Annotated in this window: 20 protein-coding genes; 3 read left to right on the top strand and 17 right to left on the bottom strand. The window is 67.8% G+C overall.

What is annotated here, in order from left to right; all coding sequences use genetic code 11:
* Nucleotides 1–7: 7 nt before the first annotated feature.
* The 9 genes from ACLQ2T_RS05315 to ACLQ2T_RS05275 form a co-directional block, all read right to left on the bottom strand.
* Complete coding sequence (locus tag ACLQ2T_RS05315) at nt 8–937, bottom strand: proline dehydrogenase family protein (RefSeq protein WP_425764828.1); 930 nt, start codon at nt 935–937, stop codon at nt 8–10.
* A gap of 1 nt (nt 938) precedes the next feature.
* Nucleotides 939–1,886: a carbon-nitrogen hydrolase family protein gene (locus ACLQ2T_RS05310; protein WP_425764827.1), complete on the bottom strand. Its 948-nt coding sequence runs from the start codon at nt 1,884–1,886 to the stop codon at nt 939–941.
* Nucleotides 1,887–1,914: 28 nt separating this feature from the next.
* Nucleotides 1,915–3,153, bottom strand: coding sequence for an amidohydrolase family protein (locus ACLQ2T_RS05305; protein ID WP_425764826.1), 1,239 nt, complete (start codon nt 3,151–3,153; stop codon nt 1,915–1,917).
* 17 nt (nt 3,154–3,170) lie between these two features.
* A complete protein-coding gene (locus ACLQ2T_RS05300; protein WP_425764825.1) occupies nt 3,171–3,866 on the bottom strand; it encodes an ABC transporter ATP-binding protein in 696 nt (231 codons plus the stop codon).
* Nucleotides 3,853–4,647, bottom strand: coding sequence for an ABC transporter ATP-binding protein (locus ACLQ2T_RS05295; protein WP_425764824.1), 795 nt, complete (start codon nt 4,645–4,647; stop codon nt 3,853–3,855). The genes ACLQ2T_RS05300 and ACLQ2T_RS05295 overlap by 14 nt, the downstream gene beginning before the upstream one ends.
* Entirely contained in the window at nt 4,644–5,672 is a 1,029-nt protein-coding gene (locus ACLQ2T_RS05290; RefSeq protein ID WP_425764823.1) for a branched-chain amino acid ABC transporter permease, read from the bottom strand. The genes ACLQ2T_RS05295 and ACLQ2T_RS05290 overlap by 4 nt, the downstream gene beginning before the upstream one ends.
* Nucleotides 5,669–6,544: a branched-chain amino acid ABC transporter permease gene (locus tag ACLQ2T_RS05285; protein WP_425764822.1), complete on the bottom strand. Its 876-nt coding sequence runs from the start codon at nt 6,542–6,544 to the stop codon at nt 5,669–5,671. Before ACLQ2T_RS05285 ends, ACLQ2T_RS05290 begins: the two co-directional genes overlap by 4 nt.
* 66 nt (nt 6,545–6,610) lie before the next feature.
* Nucleotides 6,611–7,846 (bottom strand): ABC transporter substrate-binding protein, encoded by a 1,236-nt coding sequence (locus tag ACLQ2T_RS05280; protein WP_425764821.1) that lies wholly within the window; start codon nt 7,844–7,846, stop codon nt 6,611–6,613.
* A complete protein-coding gene (locus ACLQ2T_RS05275; RefSeq protein WP_425764820.1) occupies nt 7,837–8,352 on the bottom strand; it encodes a hypothetical protein in 516 nt (171 codons plus the stop codon). The genes ACLQ2T_RS05280 and ACLQ2T_RS05275 overlap by 10 nt, the downstream gene beginning before the upstream one ends.
* A 137-nt stretch (nt 8,353–8,489) precedes the next feature.
* Here ACLQ2T_RS05275 and ACLQ2T_RS05270 point away from each other — a divergent pair, with 137 nt between their 5' ends.
* On the top strand, nt 8,490–9,080 hold the full coding sequence (locus ACLQ2T_RS05270) for a TetR/AcrR family transcriptional regulator (RefSeq protein ID WP_425764819.1): 591 nt from the start codon (nt 8,490–8,492) through the stop codon (nt 9,078–9,080).
* Nucleotides 9,081–9,126: 46 nt separating this feature from the next.
* Here the strand turns inward: ACLQ2T_RS05270 and ACLQ2T_RS05265 are convergent, their stop codons facing one another.
* Genes ACLQ2T_RS05265 through ACLQ2T_RS05250 form a run of 4 tightly spaced genes read right to left on the bottom strand, consistent with a single transcriptional unit; the run spans nt 9,127 to nt 11,259 of the window.
* A complete protein-coding gene (locus ACLQ2T_RS05265; RefSeq protein WP_425764818.1) occupies nt 9,127–9,657 on the bottom strand; it encodes a hypothetical protein in 531 nt (176 codons plus the stop codon).
* A 40-nt stretch (nt 9,658–9,697) separates the two neighbouring features.
* On the bottom strand, nt 9,698–10,255 hold the full coding sequence (locus ACLQ2T_RS05260) for a hypothetical protein (RefSeq protein WP_425764817.1): 558 nt from the start codon (nt 10,253–10,255) through the stop codon (nt 9,698–9,700).
* Nucleotides 10,256–10,297: 42 nt separating this feature from the next.
* The gene (locus ACLQ2T_RS05255; protein ID WP_425764875.1) at nt 10,298–10,495 is read right to left on the bottom strand and encodes a DUF397 domain-containing protein; all 198 of its coding nucleotides are present in this window, start codon (nt 10,493–10,495) and stop codon (nt 10,298–10,300) included.
* The gene (locus tag ACLQ2T_RS05250; protein WP_425764816.1) at nt 10,492–11,259 is read right to left on the bottom strand and encodes a Scr1 family TA system antitoxin-like transcriptional regulator; all 768 of its coding nucleotides are present in this window, start codon (nt 11,257–11,259) and stop codon (nt 10,492–10,494) included. Before ACLQ2T_RS05250 ends, ACLQ2T_RS05255 begins: the two co-directional genes overlap by 4 nt.
* Nucleotides 11,260–11,679: 420 nt before the next feature.
* Between ACLQ2T_RS05250 and ACLQ2T_RS05245 the strand changes: the two genes are divergently transcribed.
* The gene (locus tag ACLQ2T_RS05245; RefSeq protein WP_425764815.1) at nt 11,680–11,940 is read left to right on the top strand and encodes a flavin reductase; all 261 of its coding nucleotides are present in this window, start codon (nt 11,680–11,682) and stop codon (nt 11,938–11,940) included.
* A 111-nt stretch (nt 11,941–12,051) separates the two neighbouring features.
* Here ACLQ2T_RS05245 and ACLQ2T_RS05240 read toward each other — a convergent pair whose 3' ends face one another.
* The gene (locus ACLQ2T_RS05240) at nt 12,052–13,356 is read right to left on the bottom strand and encodes a hypothetical protein (RefSeq protein ID WP_425764814.1); all 1,305 of its coding nucleotides are present in this window, start codon (nt 13,354–13,356) and stop codon (nt 12,052–12,054) included.
* Nucleotides 13,353–13,694, bottom strand: coding sequence for a PadR family transcriptional regulator (locus ACLQ2T_RS05235; protein ID WP_425764813.1), 342 nt, complete (start codon nt 13,692–13,694; stop codon nt 13,353–13,355). Before ACLQ2T_RS05235 ends, ACLQ2T_RS05240 begins: the two co-directional genes overlap by 4 nt.
* A 950-nt stretch (nt 13,695–14,644) precedes the next feature.
* Between ACLQ2T_RS05235 and ACLQ2T_RS05230 the strand changes: the two genes are divergently transcribed.
* Nucleotides 14,645–15,520 (top strand): DUF4231 domain-containing protein, encoded by an 876-nt coding sequence (locus ACLQ2T_RS05230; RefSeq protein ID WP_239089175.1) that lies wholly within the window; start codon nt 14,645–14,647, stop codon nt 15,518–15,520.
* A 127-nt stretch (nt 15,521–15,647) separates the two neighbouring features.
* Here the strand turns inward: ACLQ2T_RS05230 and ACLQ2T_RS05225 are convergent, their stop codons facing one another.
* Nucleotides 15,648–16,202, bottom strand: a complete 555-nt coding sequence (locus tag ACLQ2T_RS05225) for a cysteine hydrolase (RefSeq protein ID WP_204292915.1) — start codon at nt 16,200–16,202, stop codon at nt 15,648–15,650.
* A gap of 4 nt (nt 16,203–16,206) precedes the next feature.
* Nucleotides 16,207–17,373, bottom strand: coding sequence for a hypothetical protein (locus tag ACLQ2T_RS05220; protein WP_425764812.1), 1,167 nt, complete (start codon nt 17,371–17,373; stop codon nt 16,207–16,209).
* Between the last annotated feature and the right edge of the window lie 30 nt (nt 17,374–17,403).

Genomic DNA, 17,403 nt, shown 5'->3' with positions numbered 1-17,403 from the left:
CTCCTGGTCAGTTGCGGCTGGTGAGAGCCCGGAAGAAGAACATGAGGTTTGCCGGGCGCTCGGCGAGACGCCGCATGAGGTAGCCGTACCACTCCTCGCCGAACGGCACGTACACCCGGACCTGGTGGCCTGCTTCGGCGAGCCGCCGCTGCTCGGCAGGGCGGATGCCGTACAGCATCTGGAACTCGTAGCCGGTGACGCCGCCGGGGCGGTCGGCGGCCAGCCGGGTGCCGGCCAGGATCAGCTCGGGGTCGTGCGTGGCCAGCATCGGGTAGCCGGGACCGGCCATCAGGATCTCGGCGCAGCGGAGGTACGCCTGGGTCACCTCGGCGCGAGCCTGGTAGGCCACGCTCGCCGGCTCCCGGTAGGCACCCTTGCAGAGTCGGACCCGCGAACCGGCGGTCGCCAGGTCACGGCAGTCGCCTTCGCTGCGCCGCAGGTACGCCTGGATGACCGCGCCGGTCTCCGGGAAGTCCCGGCGCAACTGGGCGACGATGCCCAGCGTCGAGTCGGTGGTCGTGTGGTCCTCCATGTCCACGGTGACCGTGGTGCCCGCCCGGGCGGCGGCCGCGCAGATGCGGGCCGCGTTGTCCAGCGCCACGGCCTCGCCCTCGCGGGGCAGGGCCTGACCGAGCGCGGACAACTTGATCGACACCTCCGCCATGCCGGTCAGCCCGGCATCGGCGAGCCCGTCGAGCAGCGCGACGTACTGCCCGGTGACGTGCTCGGCGTGGGCCCGGTCGGTGGTGTCCTCGCCGAGGTAGTCCAGGGTGGCGAGACAGCCGGTGCCGTGCAGCCCCTCCGAGGCGCGTACGGCGGCGGGCACGTTCTCACCGGCGACGAACCGGTCCACCACGGCACGGGTGAGCGGGGTGGCCTCGATCGCCCGCCGGGCGCGGCGGCTGGCCGCGGTCTTCAGGATGACCTGGCGCAGCATGTCAGCCGACCTTCTGGTCGAGCGGACCGCGCGGGGTGGGCGCGGGACGGTCGGTCGGCGCGTACGGGTCGGTGGCGACGATCGGGCCGTAGAGGTCGGGACGCCGGTCCTGGATCAGGTTCAGCCCGAAGAAGCCCTCGGTGCGGCTGGCCAGGGTGGTGGCGTCCAGGTCGGCGGTGTGCGTGACCAGGCCCTCCTCGTCGGTCAGCATCGCGACGACCTTGCCGTACGGGTCGACGATCTGGCTGTGCCCCCAGTAGTCGAGCCCAGCGGTGTAGACGCCCTTCTCACAGTGGTTGGAGACGACCAGCCACATCTGGTTGAAGAAGGCGTTGGCCTGGGCGGAGAGGTCCATGGCGAAGCCGTGGTAGTCGTCGGCCGGGTCGTGGCCCTTCATCGGCCACGCCGTCGACATCAGGCCCAGCGTCGCGCCCTGCAGCGCGAAGACCCGCATCAGCTCCGGGAAGGCCAGGTCGTAGCAGATCAGGCTGGCGGCGCGGGCGAACGGCAGGTCGAACACCGGGGTGGACTGGCCGGCGTTGAAGTACGGGAACTCGAAGGTGTTGTGGGTCTTGCGGTACACGCCCACCACGCCGTCGGGGCCGATCAACGCGGTCGCGTTGAGGATCACGTTGCCGTGCCCGGCCCGCTCGGCGAGCCCGAGCTGGACGTACATGCCGTGCTCGGCGGCCTTGGCCCGGATGGCCTCGGTGGCCGGGCCGGGCACCGGCTCGGCCTCGCGGAAGTAGTACTGCTTCTGCGCGGCGGTGCCCTTGTCGCCGAGGCCGAACGCGAAGTCGGCGTAGCCCTGGAGACCGACCTCCGGCAGCACCAGCACGTCGACGCCCTTGGCGGCGGCCTCGTCGATCATCTCCAGGAACTTGGCCAGGTTGCGCGCCTTGTCGTGCTCGATACGCACGTTCGCGGCGGCGAGGGTCACGGGGGCCATGGTTTTCCTCCTCGTCAGGGGTGTCAGATCAGGAGAGCTCGTACTTGACCAGGTCGCCGCCCTTGATGACCACGGGCACGGCGGTGGGGTCGGCGAAGACCGCGATGTCCTCCCAGGGGCGTCCGTTCACGACGATCAGGTCGGCGAGCTTGCCGACCTCGACCGTGCCGAGCCGGTCGGCCAGGCCGAACAGCTCCGCGTTGACGCGGGTCGTGGCGATCAGCACCGCGGCGGCCGACATGATCTCCGCCTTGAGGGACAGCTCCCGGTGCTTGTGCACGAACATCGGCCCGAGCAGGTCGGAGCCGCTGGCGATGCGGACGCCGGCACGGTAGGCGTACTCCAGCGAACGCAGGCCCTGCTCGTGGGCCATCCGGATCTTCTCCAGCGGCTCCGGGGCGACCCCGTGCTCGGCACCCTGACGGTGCAGCAGTTCGTAGGTGGAGAGGGTGGGCACCAGGTAGGTGCCGACCTCGGCGAGCAGCGCGGCGGTCGCCTCGTCCATCAGGTTGCCGTGCTCGATCGAGCGGACACCGGCTTCGACGCAGTTGCGGATCGCGGCGGAGGAGTAGGCGTGCGCCAGCACGTACTTGCCGGCCGCCTCGGCGGTCTGCACCGCCATCCGCAGCTCGTCCGGGCTGTACTGGATGGTGTCCAGCTCGTCGGCGGGGGACATCGCGCCGCCGCTGGCCATGACCTTGATCTGGTCGGCGCCGGTACGGATGTTCTCCCGTACGCCCTTGCGGATCTCCTCCGGGCCGTCCGCGACGATCGCGTTCATGCCCACCTGGGAGCAGCACTCGACGGTGTTGCCGCGCTCGGTGGGACGCCGCCAGTCGGCGTGACCTCCCGTCATGGACAGCGGCGCGTTCGACACCAGCAGCCGGGGGCCGAGGATGTCACCCTGCTCGACGGCCTGCCGGAAACCCGCGTCGCAGCCACCGGCGTCCCGCACGGTGGTGTAGCCCTGCATCAGGGTGCGGTTCAGGATCCGCCCCATCTTCAGCGCCGCGTGGCTGGTCTGGTAGTTCCGGTGCTGTTCGAGGATGTTGACGTCGATCGCGCCGATGTGCACGTGTGCGTCCATGAGGCCGGGCATCACGGTCCGGCCGCCGCAGTCGATCACCCGGTCGGCGCTGTTCGGCACCGCGCCGCCGGCCGCTACGTCGACGATCACCTCGCCGTCCACCACGACGGTGGCACCCTCCACGGGCTCCGCGCCGGTGGCGTCGAAGACAGTGGCGTTCGTCAGTGCGATGGTGCTCACGTGAGTCCTTTCGATTGTCAGTGATGGACGCCGAACGCGTCGGCGACGAGCTGGTCGACCTGGGCGGTGTTGGCGGTGTCGACGACCCGGTCGACCGTGCCGACGCGCAGCAGGACGAGTTCGTCGGCGATGCTCGCGGCCCGCGCGACGCTCTGCTCGACCAGCAGCACCCCCATGCCGCGCGAGCACAACTCGGAGATGTAGCGGTAGATCTCGTCGATGACGACCGGGGCCAGGCCCAGACCCGGCTCGTCCAGCAGCAGATATTTCGGGTCGCGCAGCAGCGCCCGACCCAGCGCCACCATCTGCTGCTGCCCGCCGGAGAGCAGCGACACCTTCTGGTGGGTACGCCCCTGCAACGCCGGGAACAGGTCCAACACCTCGTCGACGCGGGCCCGCTGCGCCCGGTTCGCCCCGACCGTCAGGTTCTCCAGGACGGTCAGCTGGGACAGCAGGCCGCGGCCCTCGTGGACGACCGAGATGTGGTGGTCGTTGACCCGCCGGTGCGTCGGCTTCGCGGTGACGGTCTCGCCGTCGACGCGCACCGATCCTTCGGTCCGCACCGCCCCGAGGATCGCCCGCAGGGTGGTGGTCTTGCCGGCGCCGTTGGTGCCGACCAGGGCGACGGTCTTGCCGGGCGGCACACTCAGGTCCACCCCGAACAGGGCCTGGGTCGAGCCGTACCAGCCCTTAACCGAGTCAAGCGTCAGCACTTGCGGCCCTCCCGAAGTACGCGAGCTGCACCTGCCGGTCACCGAACACCTCGGCCGGGGTGCCGTCGCGCAGGAAGGCACCGGAGTCGAGGGCGATGACGTACGAGCAGAGGCTCTTGACCAGGTCCACGTCGTGCTCGACGACGACCATGGTCGACGGATGGTTCTGGTGGACCCGGGTGAGCACGGCGGCCAACTCCTGCCGCCCCTCCTGGTCGAGACCGGCGGCCGGCTCGTCCAGCAGGATCACCGACGGTGAGGAGACCAGGACCCGGGCCACCTCCACCAGGCGGCGGCTGGCGAACGGCAGTTCGTCCACCCGGCGGTGCGCCTGCCGGGTCAGACCCAGCAGGTCGAGCACCTCGGTCGCCGCCGCCATGTCCCGGTTGCGGGCGCGCCACTGGGACGGCAACGCGAGGAACTGGGCCAGGGGGTTCGGCTGCGGCAGCCGCTCGGTCCCGACCAGCACGTTGGTCAGCACCGACTCGCGTTCCATCAGCCGTACCGTCTGGAAGCCGCGGACGACCCCGGCGAGGGCGCGACGGCGCGTCCCGAGCGCGGTGATGTCGCGGTGGCCGATGTGCACGGACCCTTCGGCGATCGGCGTGAAACCGCTGATCGCGTTCAGCAGGGTCGTCTTGCCGGCCCCGTTGGGTCCGATCAGGCCGCTGATGCCGCCCGCCGGCAGGGTGACCGTGACCTCACGCAGGGCCTGGAAGGCGCCGTACCGGACGGTCAACCCCTCGGTGCGTACGTGCGGTGGAACGTTGGCCGCGCTCATTTCGGTTCCTCCTCGTCTGCGCGTGCTCCCCTGAGTCGACGCCACACGCCGCGCCCCAGCCCGACGATGCCGTCGGGCACCAGCAGCGCCACGATCGCCAGCAGGGCGCCACCCACGATCGGGTAGAGGTTCGGCTGGCCGGCCAGGGTGAACACCTCGGGCATCAGCACCACGTACGAGGCGCCCAGCCAGGCCCCCAGCACGGTGCCCGCGCCGCCGATCACCACGGCGACGAAGAGGTACACCGAGGCGAACAGGTCGAAGTCGGGCGGTGCGATGAATCCGGTGATGCCGGCGTAGAGCCAGCCGGCGACGCCCGCGTACACGGCGCTGATCAGGAACGCGGTGATCTTCGTACGGGCCACCGCCACGCCGACCGACTCCGCGGCGAGTTCGCTGTCGCGTACGGCCAGCATCCGGCGGCCGAGCTGGGTCCGGCCGAGGTGCACGGCGAACGCGGTCGCGATGGCCGCGGGGACCAGCGCGATCAGGTAGGCGTGCAGCGGTTCGCTGGAGTCCAGCCGCCCGAACAGGAACGGGTCGACCGAGGCCCCCTGGGTGCCGCCGGTGAGGTCGGTGGTGTTCCGGATGGCCCAGGCCAGCAGTTCACCGAAGGCCAGCGTCACCAGCGCCAACCGCATCCCGGACAGCCGCAGCGTGGGCACGGAGACGACCAGCGCGGCGATCGCCGCCACGCCGATCACCGCGGCGAGCTGCATCGCCGGCCCGTAGCCGTACGACGCCATGACGTAGGTGGTGTAGGCACCCACGCCCATGAAGGAGGCGTGCGCCAACGACATCTGCCCGGTCCGCCCGTACAGGATGTCCAGGCCCAGGGTGGCCACCGCGAATGCGAGGACCTGCGCCGCCATGAACACCCAGTAGTCGTCGAAGAACAACGGCGGGACTGCGGCGATCACGGCGAAGACGGCCACCCGGGTCAGCACGCGGGGTACGCCCCGGCCCTTGCCCACCGTCGGGCTCTTCCCGTCGCGGCGGGGCCGCGTCATGGTGGTGCCGGTCATGCTCGCACCTCGTTCCGCTCGTTGACGAACCGCTTCGGCACCAGCGCCAGGACGACGATGATCAGGAGGAAGACCGCCGGCGTGCCGGCGCTCGCGCCGAGCAGGTAGACCGCCAGCGACTCGTAGACCCCGAGCGCCACGGCGACCACCAGCGGCAGCCAGAACCGGTCGAGACCGCCGATCATCCCGGCGATGAACGCCTTGATCAGGAACGGCGTCATGTAGAACGCGTCGACGGACAGTCGGCTGGCGACCAGGATGGCGACGACCCCGGCGATCAGACCGGCCACCGCCCAGGTGGCGGTCCGCAGCGCGCGGACGTTCACGCCGGCCGCCTGCGCGATGCCGGCGTCCTCGGCGCTCGCCCGCAACGACGTGCCCAGGCTGGTCCGGTTGAGCAGCAGGTACGCCGCCAGGACGGTCACCACGGTCAGGCCGATGACGATGCCGTCACTCATGCTGACCACCACTCCGGCGACCTCGGTGCGGGTGTCCGCGCCGAGCGAGACGAAGGTGTGCGCGTTGGCGTCGATCAGCTGCTGCATGACGGCCGTGATGAGCAGGAAGATGCCCAGGGTGACGACCAGGTCCAGGCCCGGCCGACCCGCCGGGATCCGGCGAATGGCGGCGAAGTCGATCGCGCTGTTCACGATCACGGCGAGCAGCACACCGATCACCAGCGCCACCGGCACGGGCAGGCCCTGCTCGGAGTAGAAGAACCATGCGCTGAAGGCGGCGATCATGCCGACCTGCCCGTACGCGAAGTTCATGCTCTTGCTGACCTGGAAGACGATCAGCACGCCCAGCAGGAAGAGTGCGTAGAGGCTGCCGGTGGTGATACCGCCGAGAATGATCTGACCGAGGTCACCCACGTGGACTCCTGGTCTCGTACTGGTCCGGGGGTGGGTCGGACTACGCCGGACCCACCCCCGGAGGGGTCACTTCTGCAGGGACTTGGTCTCTTCGAGGACGACGAGCTTGTCGCCCTTGATCTGACCGATGCCGACCGCGTCAACGCCGGCGCGGTCGCCCTTGCCCCAGGTCACCGGGGGCAGAATGCCGGTCTCGAAGTTCTCGAAGGTCTCGAGTGCCTCGACCACGCAGCCGCGGTTCAGACCCTCGGCCCGCTTCAGCGCCTCGGCGGTGAGCTGCGCCTGCACCCAGCCGAGCTGGTTGAACTTGCTCGGCGCCTTGCCGGTCTGCGCGGTGAAGTCCGCGACGAACTTCTTCACCAGCGGGTTGTCGCTCTCCAGCGACGAGGTCTCCAGCGCGACCAGCATGTCCTGCGAGAGGGCACCGAACTCCTTGATGTAGGAGTCGTCGCTCATCCCGGCCCAGGCACCGGTCTTCGGGGTGTACCCGATGCGGGACATCGCCTGGAGCAGGCCGCCGGTGTCGGCGTTGGTCAGGATGAGGAACACGTACTCGGCGTCGAACTGCTTGAGCTGGGTGGCGATCGGGGTGAAGTCCGTGGTGCCCGGCGTCTCGGGGACGTAGAGCAGCTCGATGCCCTTGCCTTCGAGGGCCTTCTCCATGCCCAGCTTCGCGTTGTCGCCGACGTTGCCGGCCACGCCGACCAGCGCCATCTTCTTCGGCGTCTCCTGGTCGAGCACGTAGTCGGTCAGGATCTCGAATTCCTGGATGTAGTCGACCGTCGCCATGAAGACGTGCTGGTTCTTGTCGCCGCCGAGCTCGTCGCTGGGTGCGTACGGGGCGATGGCCGGTACCTTCTTGCGGTCGAGGTACGGCACGGCGCCGAGGAAGTTCGGGGTGCCCTCACCGCCGGAGACGACGAGGATCTCCTCCTTCTCGACCAGCTGGCGCATCTGCTTCTGAGCGGTCGACGGGTCGTACGCGTCGTCCAGGATGATCGGCTTGATCTTCCGGCCGTGTACGCCACCCTCGGCGTTCAGCTTGGCGTAGTACGCCTCCTGCCCTTCCTTGGTGCCGAGACCACCCGCGGCACCCGAGCCGGACAGCGGCATGGTGGTGCCCACCCGGATCTCGCTGTCCGTGACACCCGGACCGATCTCCTTGATGTCGCACCCGTTGGCCGACGAGCCCGACGAGCCCGACGACGAACTCGAACCACCGGTCGCGTTACCGCACCCGGCGGCGAACAGCATGCAGGTGCTCGCCAAGGTGGCGACGACCAGCCTTCCCTTCAACCGCATGTCTTCTCCCTAGTAGTGCAATCTGTTGGTGCGAACACCTCGGCCGGGTGAGCGTCATCGGTGATCTTGGATAGGACCCGGGTGGCGACGGCCAGGGCCACGTCCACGGCGGATCGGATGCCGTGCGTCGTGATGCCGGTGGAGTCGGCGGTGAGCAGTTGGTACTCTCCGGCGACTGCGGCGAACTGCAGGGCTCCCTGGGGCACGGCGATCGGCGCCCAGGGACGGACTTCGTGGTCGAGTGCGCGGGTCCAGTGCAGGCCTACGGAGTAGCCCGACTCGACGGGAAGGATCCCTACATGCAGATCCCAGAAGGATCGGCCGGTGAAGCCCAGGGCACTCCAATCCCAGCTCGCCCCGGCGGCACGTAGCGCCGCTGCGGCGGGAAATGGGTCCTGGGCCAGATCCGGGCCCCAGAAGGCCTGGATCCGCGGTTGCCCGGCGAGGGCCTCGCGCAGCCCGTCATGGACTGCGACCAGGCCTTTTGATGCTTCACCATCCGGCATGTGTCACCTCCCCAGCGACCCCGACCGACCAGTCGGTACGTTGAGGAGGACGGTACCGGACCGACCGGTCGGTCCGATAGCCTGAAATTGAAACGTAACCCGCTCGCATTCGACCGGGTCACTGAAAGGGACAATTGATGCGAACGAGGAGCGAAGACACGCGGGCCCGCATCCTCACCGCCAGCGCCGATCTGTTCGCGCGGCAGGGGTATCACGGCACGGGCCTGGCTGAGCTGCTCGACGCGGTCGGTCTGCAGAAGGGCGGGTTCTACCACCACATCTCCAGCAAGGAGGAGCTGCTGCTGGAGATCATGCTCGATCCGATCGACCGAATCCTGATCAGCAGCGACCGGATCCTGGCCTCCGACAGCGACGCGGCCAGCAAGCTGCGGCAGCTCGGTACGGACCTGGGCAACGCCATGGCCGCCGACCTCGCCGCCTGGACGGTCTTCCTACGCGAGTACAGCGTCCTCGGGGCGGACGGCAAGGCGCAGATCCTTCAGCGTCGCCAGCAGTACCTCGACCACTGGCGGCGGGTCCTGGAGGAGGGGGCGAACGCCGGCGAGTTCAGGTCGTTGGACCTGGCGTTCGTGGAGGGGGTCCTGGGGCTGTTCATCTATACGTTCGTCTGGGCCCCGGCGTCCACGCCGCCCGAGGAACTGACCCGCTCGATCATGCACGTATTGATGCACGGCATCTGCCTCCACCCGGTCCCGCAGCCCCGCTGACGGTCGGCATCACGCTGACCTCAGGGCCTGGGCGGACGTTGCCGGGTCAGCAGGGGCCGTGACCCTCGACGAAGAGGCGATGGGCCCAGCTGGCGTAGCCGGCGATAATCTTCTGGACCGTCCGGCCGTCGTGCAGGAAGAGGTAGGCGCGGTCGCCGTCGCGGGCCAGCAGACCGTCGAAACGGTACGTCCCCTGTGGAGCACGCAGCTCCCGTACGGTCGGATATGCGGCCCGGACCTCGGCGATCGGTGTGCCGGCGGTGATTCCCTCCGGGGTGCGGGCCGGGTCACCGGCCCAGAGCAGCACCAGCCGATCGTCGATGAAGATCGGACTGACCATGGCGTGTCCGGCCAGGGTCGGGCCGCAGGCATCGACATCAGTACGCAGGATCCCGCGCCGGGTCAGCTCGGCCTCGGTGTCGCCGAAGTCCACATCGGTCAGCCCGTCGAGATCGACCACGGTGACCGAGGCGACCGGTTCGGGCAGGGCGATGCCCTCCGGTGGCATGGGTCCGCTGCCCGATACCGAGGCAGCCAGAAGTAGTGCGGCGATGAAGCCGAATTGTCGCAATTTCATCAGAATCCCCCAAGTCCCCAACGGGACGGGAGCGCTGAGGTTATTGCCGGGCTTCCCATTCCTCGGCCAGCTCGTCCCAGTAGTCGGCGCTGAGCCCTCGTCGCCCGTGCGCCAGCCACCCTTCGGTGCTCCGCTCGACGTGTAACCCCAGCTCGGCGAAGGGGTCGATCCAGTTGCCGGGCTCCGCGCCCAACTCGATCAGAGCGGCGTTGATCGGCCACTGCGGGCGCGACCGGTCGAAGGTCGAATCGAAACGCGGCCCCCAGGCCAGCGCGCCGTCCAACCAGACCGCCGCCGCCTGGCGTCCGACACCACCGGCGAACTCCGCCTCGAGGTACGCCACCGGCCCGCGCCGCGACCAGCGGGCCAGTATCTCGGTCAACGCGGGGGAGAAGGTCAGCGTGAAGGGCTGCTCCGGGCCGGGCTCGTCGGTCGCGTAGTCCGGCGCGGTGCCGGTCAGCTCCTGCACCAACTGCGGGGTCACCGGCAGCAGGGCGAAGTCCTGCCGCAGCTCGCCGAGGACGGCATGATCAAGCTCGCGGGTCTCCTCGCGGAGCAGTTCGGCGTCCGCGACAATCGCGCTGAGCTGGTAACTCACCCGGCGTCCACAGCCTGTGGATAGAACATGTGTACGACGGGATCAGTTCTTGTCGATCTCAGCGAGGAAGGCCCGCCAGGCGGTGGGGGTGAAGACCAGCGCCGGCCCGGTCGGATCCTTCGAGTCGCGTACCCCGATCAGGCCCGGCAGGTTGTCCGCGACCTCGACGCAGTCGCCGCCGTTGCCGCTGCTGCGGCTGCTCTTGCGCCACCGGGCGCCGGTCAGCCGGACTTCGTTCAGCTCCACGACTCCGCTACCTCCCTGATCAGATCGACCGACTGCCAGCGCGACAGGGTCTCGCCACGCACGTTCTCCCACACGGCCAGTATCGCCGCGATGTCGTCCTGTTCGCTAACCACCTGGCCCTGCAACTGGTTGTCCAGGTAGCCCGCGATGCGGTGATCATCTGCGGTGGCCAGCACGAAGGGCCCATTGATCCCCGCATATTCCCCTACAGTGGACGGCACCACGTACACCCGCATGTTCGGCTGGCCGGCGGATTCGGCCAGGGCCAGCAACTGCTCGCGCATGACGGCCGGGCCGCCGACCGGGCGGCGCAGCACCGCCTCGTCCAGCACCACGGTCAGTCGCGGCGGCTCCTCCCGTTGCAGAATCAGTTGGCGGGACATTCGGTGGGCCACCACCCGCTCCACCTCGCTGCGGGGGATCAGGCCGCCGCCGCTGAGCACCGCGCGGGCGTACTCCTCGGTCTGGAGCAGGCCCGGCACGACCAGGGGTTGATACGAGCGCAGGGTGGTCGCCTCGCGTTCGATCTCCTGCCAGGGGCGGAACCAGACCAGCGCCCGACGCCGTGAAATGTCCGGCCAAATGTCCGAGACATTCTTCTGGAGCGCATCTGCCGCCGTGAGCCGGTGCCGGGCATGTGGGATCCGATCTTCGAGCAGCCACCGGCTGACTGTCTTGGGGTCGACCCCGACGCGATCCGCTAAGGACTCGATGGTGTGCCCGGTGTCCCGCAGGGCGACCCGCAGCGCGTCATTCATGGTGCCTCCTACCTGGATGTCCCGAATATCTGGGCACCATATAGCTACGCCATGTAGTTGTCCCGTCACCTGCGCCAAATTGGGGTATCGACGGCGTGGCCGGTGGAGGTTCATCCCCCTTGACCCGGCGGCCACGGCGTCCGGGGGCCGCCGTCGGCGACCAACGGCGGCGGCTCCCATCCACTCTCAGCAGGCCCTGTCGAGCTGACAGCACGAACGGATCACCGCGACCGGTGGCGCCCGTGCCCATCGGCTCGGCCGGCGAGCAGATCGAGGTGAGACCGTGCCGCAGCAGGTTGAACGCCCTCGGCGGAAGCAGGCAATTGGATGCCCTCGGCGGGGTCAGGCGACCGGAGTCCCTCGGCGGGGGCAGGCAATTGGATGCCCTCGGCGGGGGCAGGCAGTCGGGGGCGAGGGGCGATGAGTCGGCGTTGCTTACACCCGTCACATCGCCGGGAGCACCTGCCGTCGCGCCCGTCGTGGCGGTGCCGGGCCTGCGGCAGCGCGTGGCCGTGCAGTGCGGCCAAGCTGCGACTGCTGGGGCGGTACCGGGAGGACCGGGCCGGACTGTTGACCCACCTGGCGGCGCTGCACGAGGAGGCCGCCGCCGAACTCGGTGACGTCATCTCGGCCGTCATACTGCTCGACCGCTTCGTGTCCTGGGCGCGTGTCCGAGGGTAGGAGGCTGTCCGCGTACCTCCGGGGGTGCTGGAACCGGCGACCAGCGCGAGTGAACCACGACCGGAGGCCGCGCGGCGTCGCCGGCGGCCCCCTCCCCCGTTGTCGTCGCGATCAGCCCGCCGCGACCGCGGATTGTGGTGGTTGCTCACCGGGCCGGGCCACGAGTACCGCCACCACGACGGCCAGCAGCCCGGCGATGCTCAACCCGAGGATCAGCCAGGCCGGGCCCGCCGGGTAGTAGTAGGCGCCCGGGGTGAAGGCACTATGCACGGTCAGCAGCCCGCCCTCGTCCGCACTCCTGCCCAACACCCGCACCAGGTTGCCGTAGAGCGCGACCGCCGGCAGCGCCAGCGCAAACAACGCCAGCCCCCAGGCCCCGGCGGCGATCACCCGCCGCCCGGGGGCAGTCCCTGCTATCCGGTACGCGACGGCCGCCGCGATCAGCCAGCCGACGACCAGCCCGAGAAGGGTGCCGACCAGGACCAGAGGCAGAAACGCGGCGGTACGCGTCTGCCGGGCATCGACCGAGACGGTGCCCCGATCCTCGGCCAGGTACCCGCGAACCTCGATGATCAGCCCGTTGGATTCGGCGGTGAACCGATCCCCGCTCAACGGGGTCTCGACCACGGTCTTCCCGCTCTCGTCGGTCGTGACACTCTTGCCGGAGAGTGGAGTCAGCCCGGAGACCGCCCAACCCGCATCGGCGAACCGCTGCCGCACCTGCTCGGCATCCCAGCCCGAGGCGGACCCGGTAGCGTCGACCCGCCCGGCGTGCCAATTCGTGCTCTGCCGGTGGGCCTGCACCTCACCGGTCGCCCCGGCCTGCTGGGCCAGCCGGGTCATCGCGGCGTCGTCCGGCAGGCTCGTGAAGGTCTGGGCACCCAGCCACGAACCGGCGGCGGCACCGAAACCGCCCAGGGTGAGCGCGGTGAGCAGCGCCGCGACCACCATGATCGGACGACCGGCGGGCAACCTGAACCGCAGTCGCAGACCGCTGCCGACCAGGTGCAGGGCATCGCCGAGACGGGGACGGCGCTGCCCGGGTGCGGCCATCTCCAACAGGGTGGTCACCAACTCCGTGCCGTGCCGGTGCCGGTGCCGACCCGGATAGGCCAGCAGCAACCGCCGGTACCCGCGCTCCAGCCGCTCATCCGCCGCAGGCCAACCGACCGCGTCGACCCCTGCCTGCTGCGCGGCGATGGTGTCGTGGTCTGCCTGGTGCTGTAGCCCGGCGGTGGTGTTGTCTGATCGCGACTGTTGCCCGGCGGCGATGTTGCGGTCGGCTCGCGGCTGTTGCGTGGCGGTGGGGTCGGGTACCCAGGCGGTGGTGTTGCGGTCGGGGCGCGGCTGTTTTCCGGCGGTGGGGTCGGGCAGCCAGGCGGCGCTGTGGTCGGCCGGCGGCCAGGCGGCGGTCATGCGGTCACCGTGCCGAAGCTCAGGGCATTGCCCAGGCGCTTGCCGAGCTGGGTCTCAGCGGCGGCGGCGTGCCGGCGCAACCGCTCGACCTGTGCCTTGAGGGCGGCGGCCCCCGGATCACTGAGCCGGTAGTAGCGGCGCAGCCGGCCCTCGACGGCCTCCTCCCGGTCCACGGTGACCAGGCCCTGCTCCGCCAACCGGTCGAGGGCGCCGTAGAGGGTGCCCGGTCGCAGCTTGACCTCGCCCCCCGACAGTTCATCGACCGCTCGGATGACCCCGTAGCCGTGCAGCGGCTGCGCGGCGAGTGCAGTGAGGATCAGAAAAGTGGGTTCCTGCATGTCATCGACAGTACGCCCACCGTTATATACCGTCAACCGAGTGCTGATGTTGACTCTGGGGGACCTCGCCGTTACGGCGAAACGGCGGGATCCCGCCGAGCCGGAGACCGCCATTACGGCGTAACGGAGTCGATCACTCCATCCCGTCGCTGACCGGGAGAGTGCCGGCCACCCGCTCGGCGGCTTCGACGCGCAGATCGTTGCGATCTGCCGCTCCCAGGCGGCCACCCTCGCCACCCGCAACCTGAAGGATTTCGCCAACACCGGCATCGTCACGGTGGATCCCTGGGAAGAGCCATCTGGCTGAAGGCGTCCGTCGTCTGGCGATCAGGCCGACTCGGAGTCAGTCGCCATGCGGTCAGCCACTGAGACGGGGCGACCGGTAGAGACGACTCAGGGCCGGTCCCCGTGGGGCCGGCCCTGTCGTTCGTGCTGCTCAAGCGAGCGGAGGATACGAGATTCGAACTCGTGAGGGTGTTAACCCAACACGCTTTCCAAGTCTGCTCGGCCGAGTCCGTGCGTTGACGGGCATGGTCGCTGTCCTGGTCGTCTGCCTCTGGGAGGACGGTCGTGGCCCGTGGTGGACCGTCATGAACGAGACGACGTTTGAGACGAGCAATCCGGTGGACTTGCATCCGGTCCGGCTCGCCACCTCTGAAGCCTACCGACGAGCCACGCCCAGAGAGCGGGGCGTGGTCAAAGCACTGACCCTCCGGAACAGTTGTTGTCGGCCGCAGCCACCGGCGTCCCGGCGCTTGGCTGTGCTAAGTGCGGCGTCTACAACCCCCGTGAGACCAAGACCACTGTCCCGCTGCCCCGGGATAGAGCAGCACCTCAGCGGGTCGGGCTCGATGATGAGGGTCATGCACGTTGCGAAGCAACTGACAAGTGTCGATAACCCGACCCGCCTGTGGCTTGCTTGCTCGATTCGGTGATCATACCGTCGCACTATGTGGTCGCGGATCGCTCAGTCTAGGGGTGGCAAGAGTGAATCGAACGAAGAAAAATGGACCAAGTTGACTGACGGCAAGTCTGAAAGTTGGGACATCGACCATGTGCGCAGCGCAATTATCGATGCAGAAGATAAGCTCCATCTTCAAGAAGTGTGGCGAAGAATCGGAAAGGTCTGGACTTTCGTCGGAAACGTCGCCCTTGTGGCTCTCGCAGGATCTGCCGCCCTATCGGGCATTGATCAGATTGCCCGGTTCTCATTGCTGATATACGCCGTGTGTGCCACCTCGCTGCTCGCCTCACCTGTGCTGATCTACCGGCAGTACAAGCGCACGAGGGCGACACGCATCATGATCAAAAAGCTTCATGTCCTACGTCGACGCATCTTGTCGGACATGGACGACAGTTCAGATGGTCAGACCGACTCAGCGCTGCCAGCGCAGAAGCGCTATAGGGACGATATTCCGGACCTGATTTCTCAATTTCGAGAAGACGCTAGCAGTACGCGGAGGATACACAATCGTCTGCAGAGCGTCATCATCGTTGGCTCTGTCGTCACCTCCGCGATTGCTACAGCATCAGTCTCCTACGGTGCCGCGCGATGGGTGACGGTCGGAGCCAGTACTCTCGTGGGATTGGCCGCAGGATTCATGGGTTACTACAAATATCACGAGCGGAGCTTCAACTCGCAGCAAACAGCAGACGCAATCGAGCGAGAGTATGAGGCTGTCGAGCTTCGCGTAGGAAGCTATACAGATTTGGACGAAAAGAAAGCGTATGCCCTTTTTGCGGCTAACGTCGAACGACTTCGTGATGAACAGAACAAGCGGCAGCAACAACTCGACCAGCCCGTTGAGGTGAAGCGGGAGGAGTGATTGAGACGTTCGCCGGGCAGCCAGTGGGCCGGACCGAACGCACGTTCTCACGCCTGTACCCTGTTCCTGTGTCGAACGGAAAGCGCACCTAAGACCTTACTCCTAATAAATGCGCTCGCGGCGCACGTCAAGGGCGGCTGCTGCCAATGAGTGATGACGGTATTTCCTTCCGCGTAATCACCTGTCCCGGGCCGATGAAGCGTCTCGCTACCAAGAGGCCAGCGGTATGCGCCTCTGGGCCGGCGTGGCTAGCCGAAGCGTCGGCGATTAGCCATGGTGTGAAGCCGCGCTCGAAGGCGTCTACTGCACCTTTCAAGACACAGCTTTCTGTGGCTATGCCGCAGAAGTAGAACTCCGTCCAGCCCTTCCGCCGAAATAGCTCCTCTCCGTCCGATGTGAAAGGGCTATATATTCTCTTGTCGAGGACTGCGCTGGCCCGCAAGTAGGACTGGAGCTCTGAGATGATGTCGGTTTCGGGTGCAGTTTGTAGCTTCCGCCAACCGAAGAAGCGTTCAAAGGGACTACCTGGATAGTTGAGGTAACGTGTGAAAAGGACGTCGCCTTCTTGCGCCTGCCAGCGGCGTACCAGGTCGGCGATGACAGGAACGATGTGGGCTGACTGCTCGCGTACGAAGCCGTTTTGCATGTCGGTTACGACAAGTACCGGGCGACCGGATGTCATTGGCTCAACCTCGATCCGTATCACGGAGGGTTTCGATGGCTTGGTCTAGGGCTGGCATTAGGTCACAGGTTCGCAGGATTGCTCGGCGCATTGCCTGATGCTGTCCGGTTTCCCGTAGGCGGGAAACAGTGAGCCGGGAGCGGACTCCCCGAAGGTATCGCCATCCATGTTCCGGCGGCACCTGTGGGTCTCGCCCCTGCTCTACCTGACGGGCGATCGCGTCGCTATATGCCCACATGGATTGGATCGCAAGCTCGCACGAGATTATTTCGGGCTCCGTTAGGGATCGCTCGGCGGAGATCGGGTGGTACACGACTCCGGACCATGAGGCGTAGCCCACAGAGATTCCCGGCACGCCGAATGATTCGATGCCTGTGTGGTCGTACGATTCGGCTAGCAACGACTGCTCGACCAGTTCGGCATGCGCCAAGTGTTCGTCATCCATCGGCCGATCGCGGTGCAACAACACCTTCGGCGTTGACATGATGCGGAGCGCGGTTCCTAGTAGCTCTGCCGGCCACGCTGGCTCAACAACCCAATGAGCACCAAGGACGTACACCGCAGACTCATCCTCAACAGGCGCGACGGGCGCGAGGTAATCGATAGCCCATTTGATGTTGTCGCCATAGGAGGCGACTCGCCACGCGGCTAGCGCCGCGATCGTGGACAATTGCACAGGCTCGACAAGGTGGAAAACCACCGACCCGCACGGCCAGACGTACAGGGTGCAGCCGCCTTCCGGGTGCTCGACTGGTGCCGAGTGGCAGGTGTGCCACTGTCCCGCGGCCGGCGTGCAGCCGGCGCTCTCCCGCAACCGGGCGGCCCCCTCAGCGCCAACGAACGCCGTCACGAACTTGTGAGATCGTGCCGTGAAGTGCGGACGGTCCTCGGCGTTGCCGGTCAGTTCGCCGAACAGGTCGTGGGGCTTCGCGTCGTACGCCAGGCAGTAGAGCTGCCGGTAGATGGGGTCGGTGACCGCCACACGCCCGGTCTCGTGGCGGTACATCGCCTTTTCGATGGCCTCGACCGTGGGCGTCTCGCGGATGCCGCGTTGTTGGCCGACGCGGTGCAGCTCTCGCGCGGCGCGCTTACGCGACTCCCAACCGGCGGCCTTGCGGCGGTTGACCAGCACGAGATTGGGCTTGTACTGCCGTGGGACCTCAGTGGACATAGGCCGTGTCCTTCGTGTCCGTGCGTAGGA

The sequence above is a fragment of the Micromonospora sp. DT229 genome, assembly GCF_049844505.1.
Classification (GTDB): domain Bacteria; phylum Actinomycetota; class Actinomycetes; order Mycobacteriales; family Micromonosporaceae; genus Micromonospora.
This window is presented reverse-complemented; position numbering and strand designations above follow the sequence as displayed.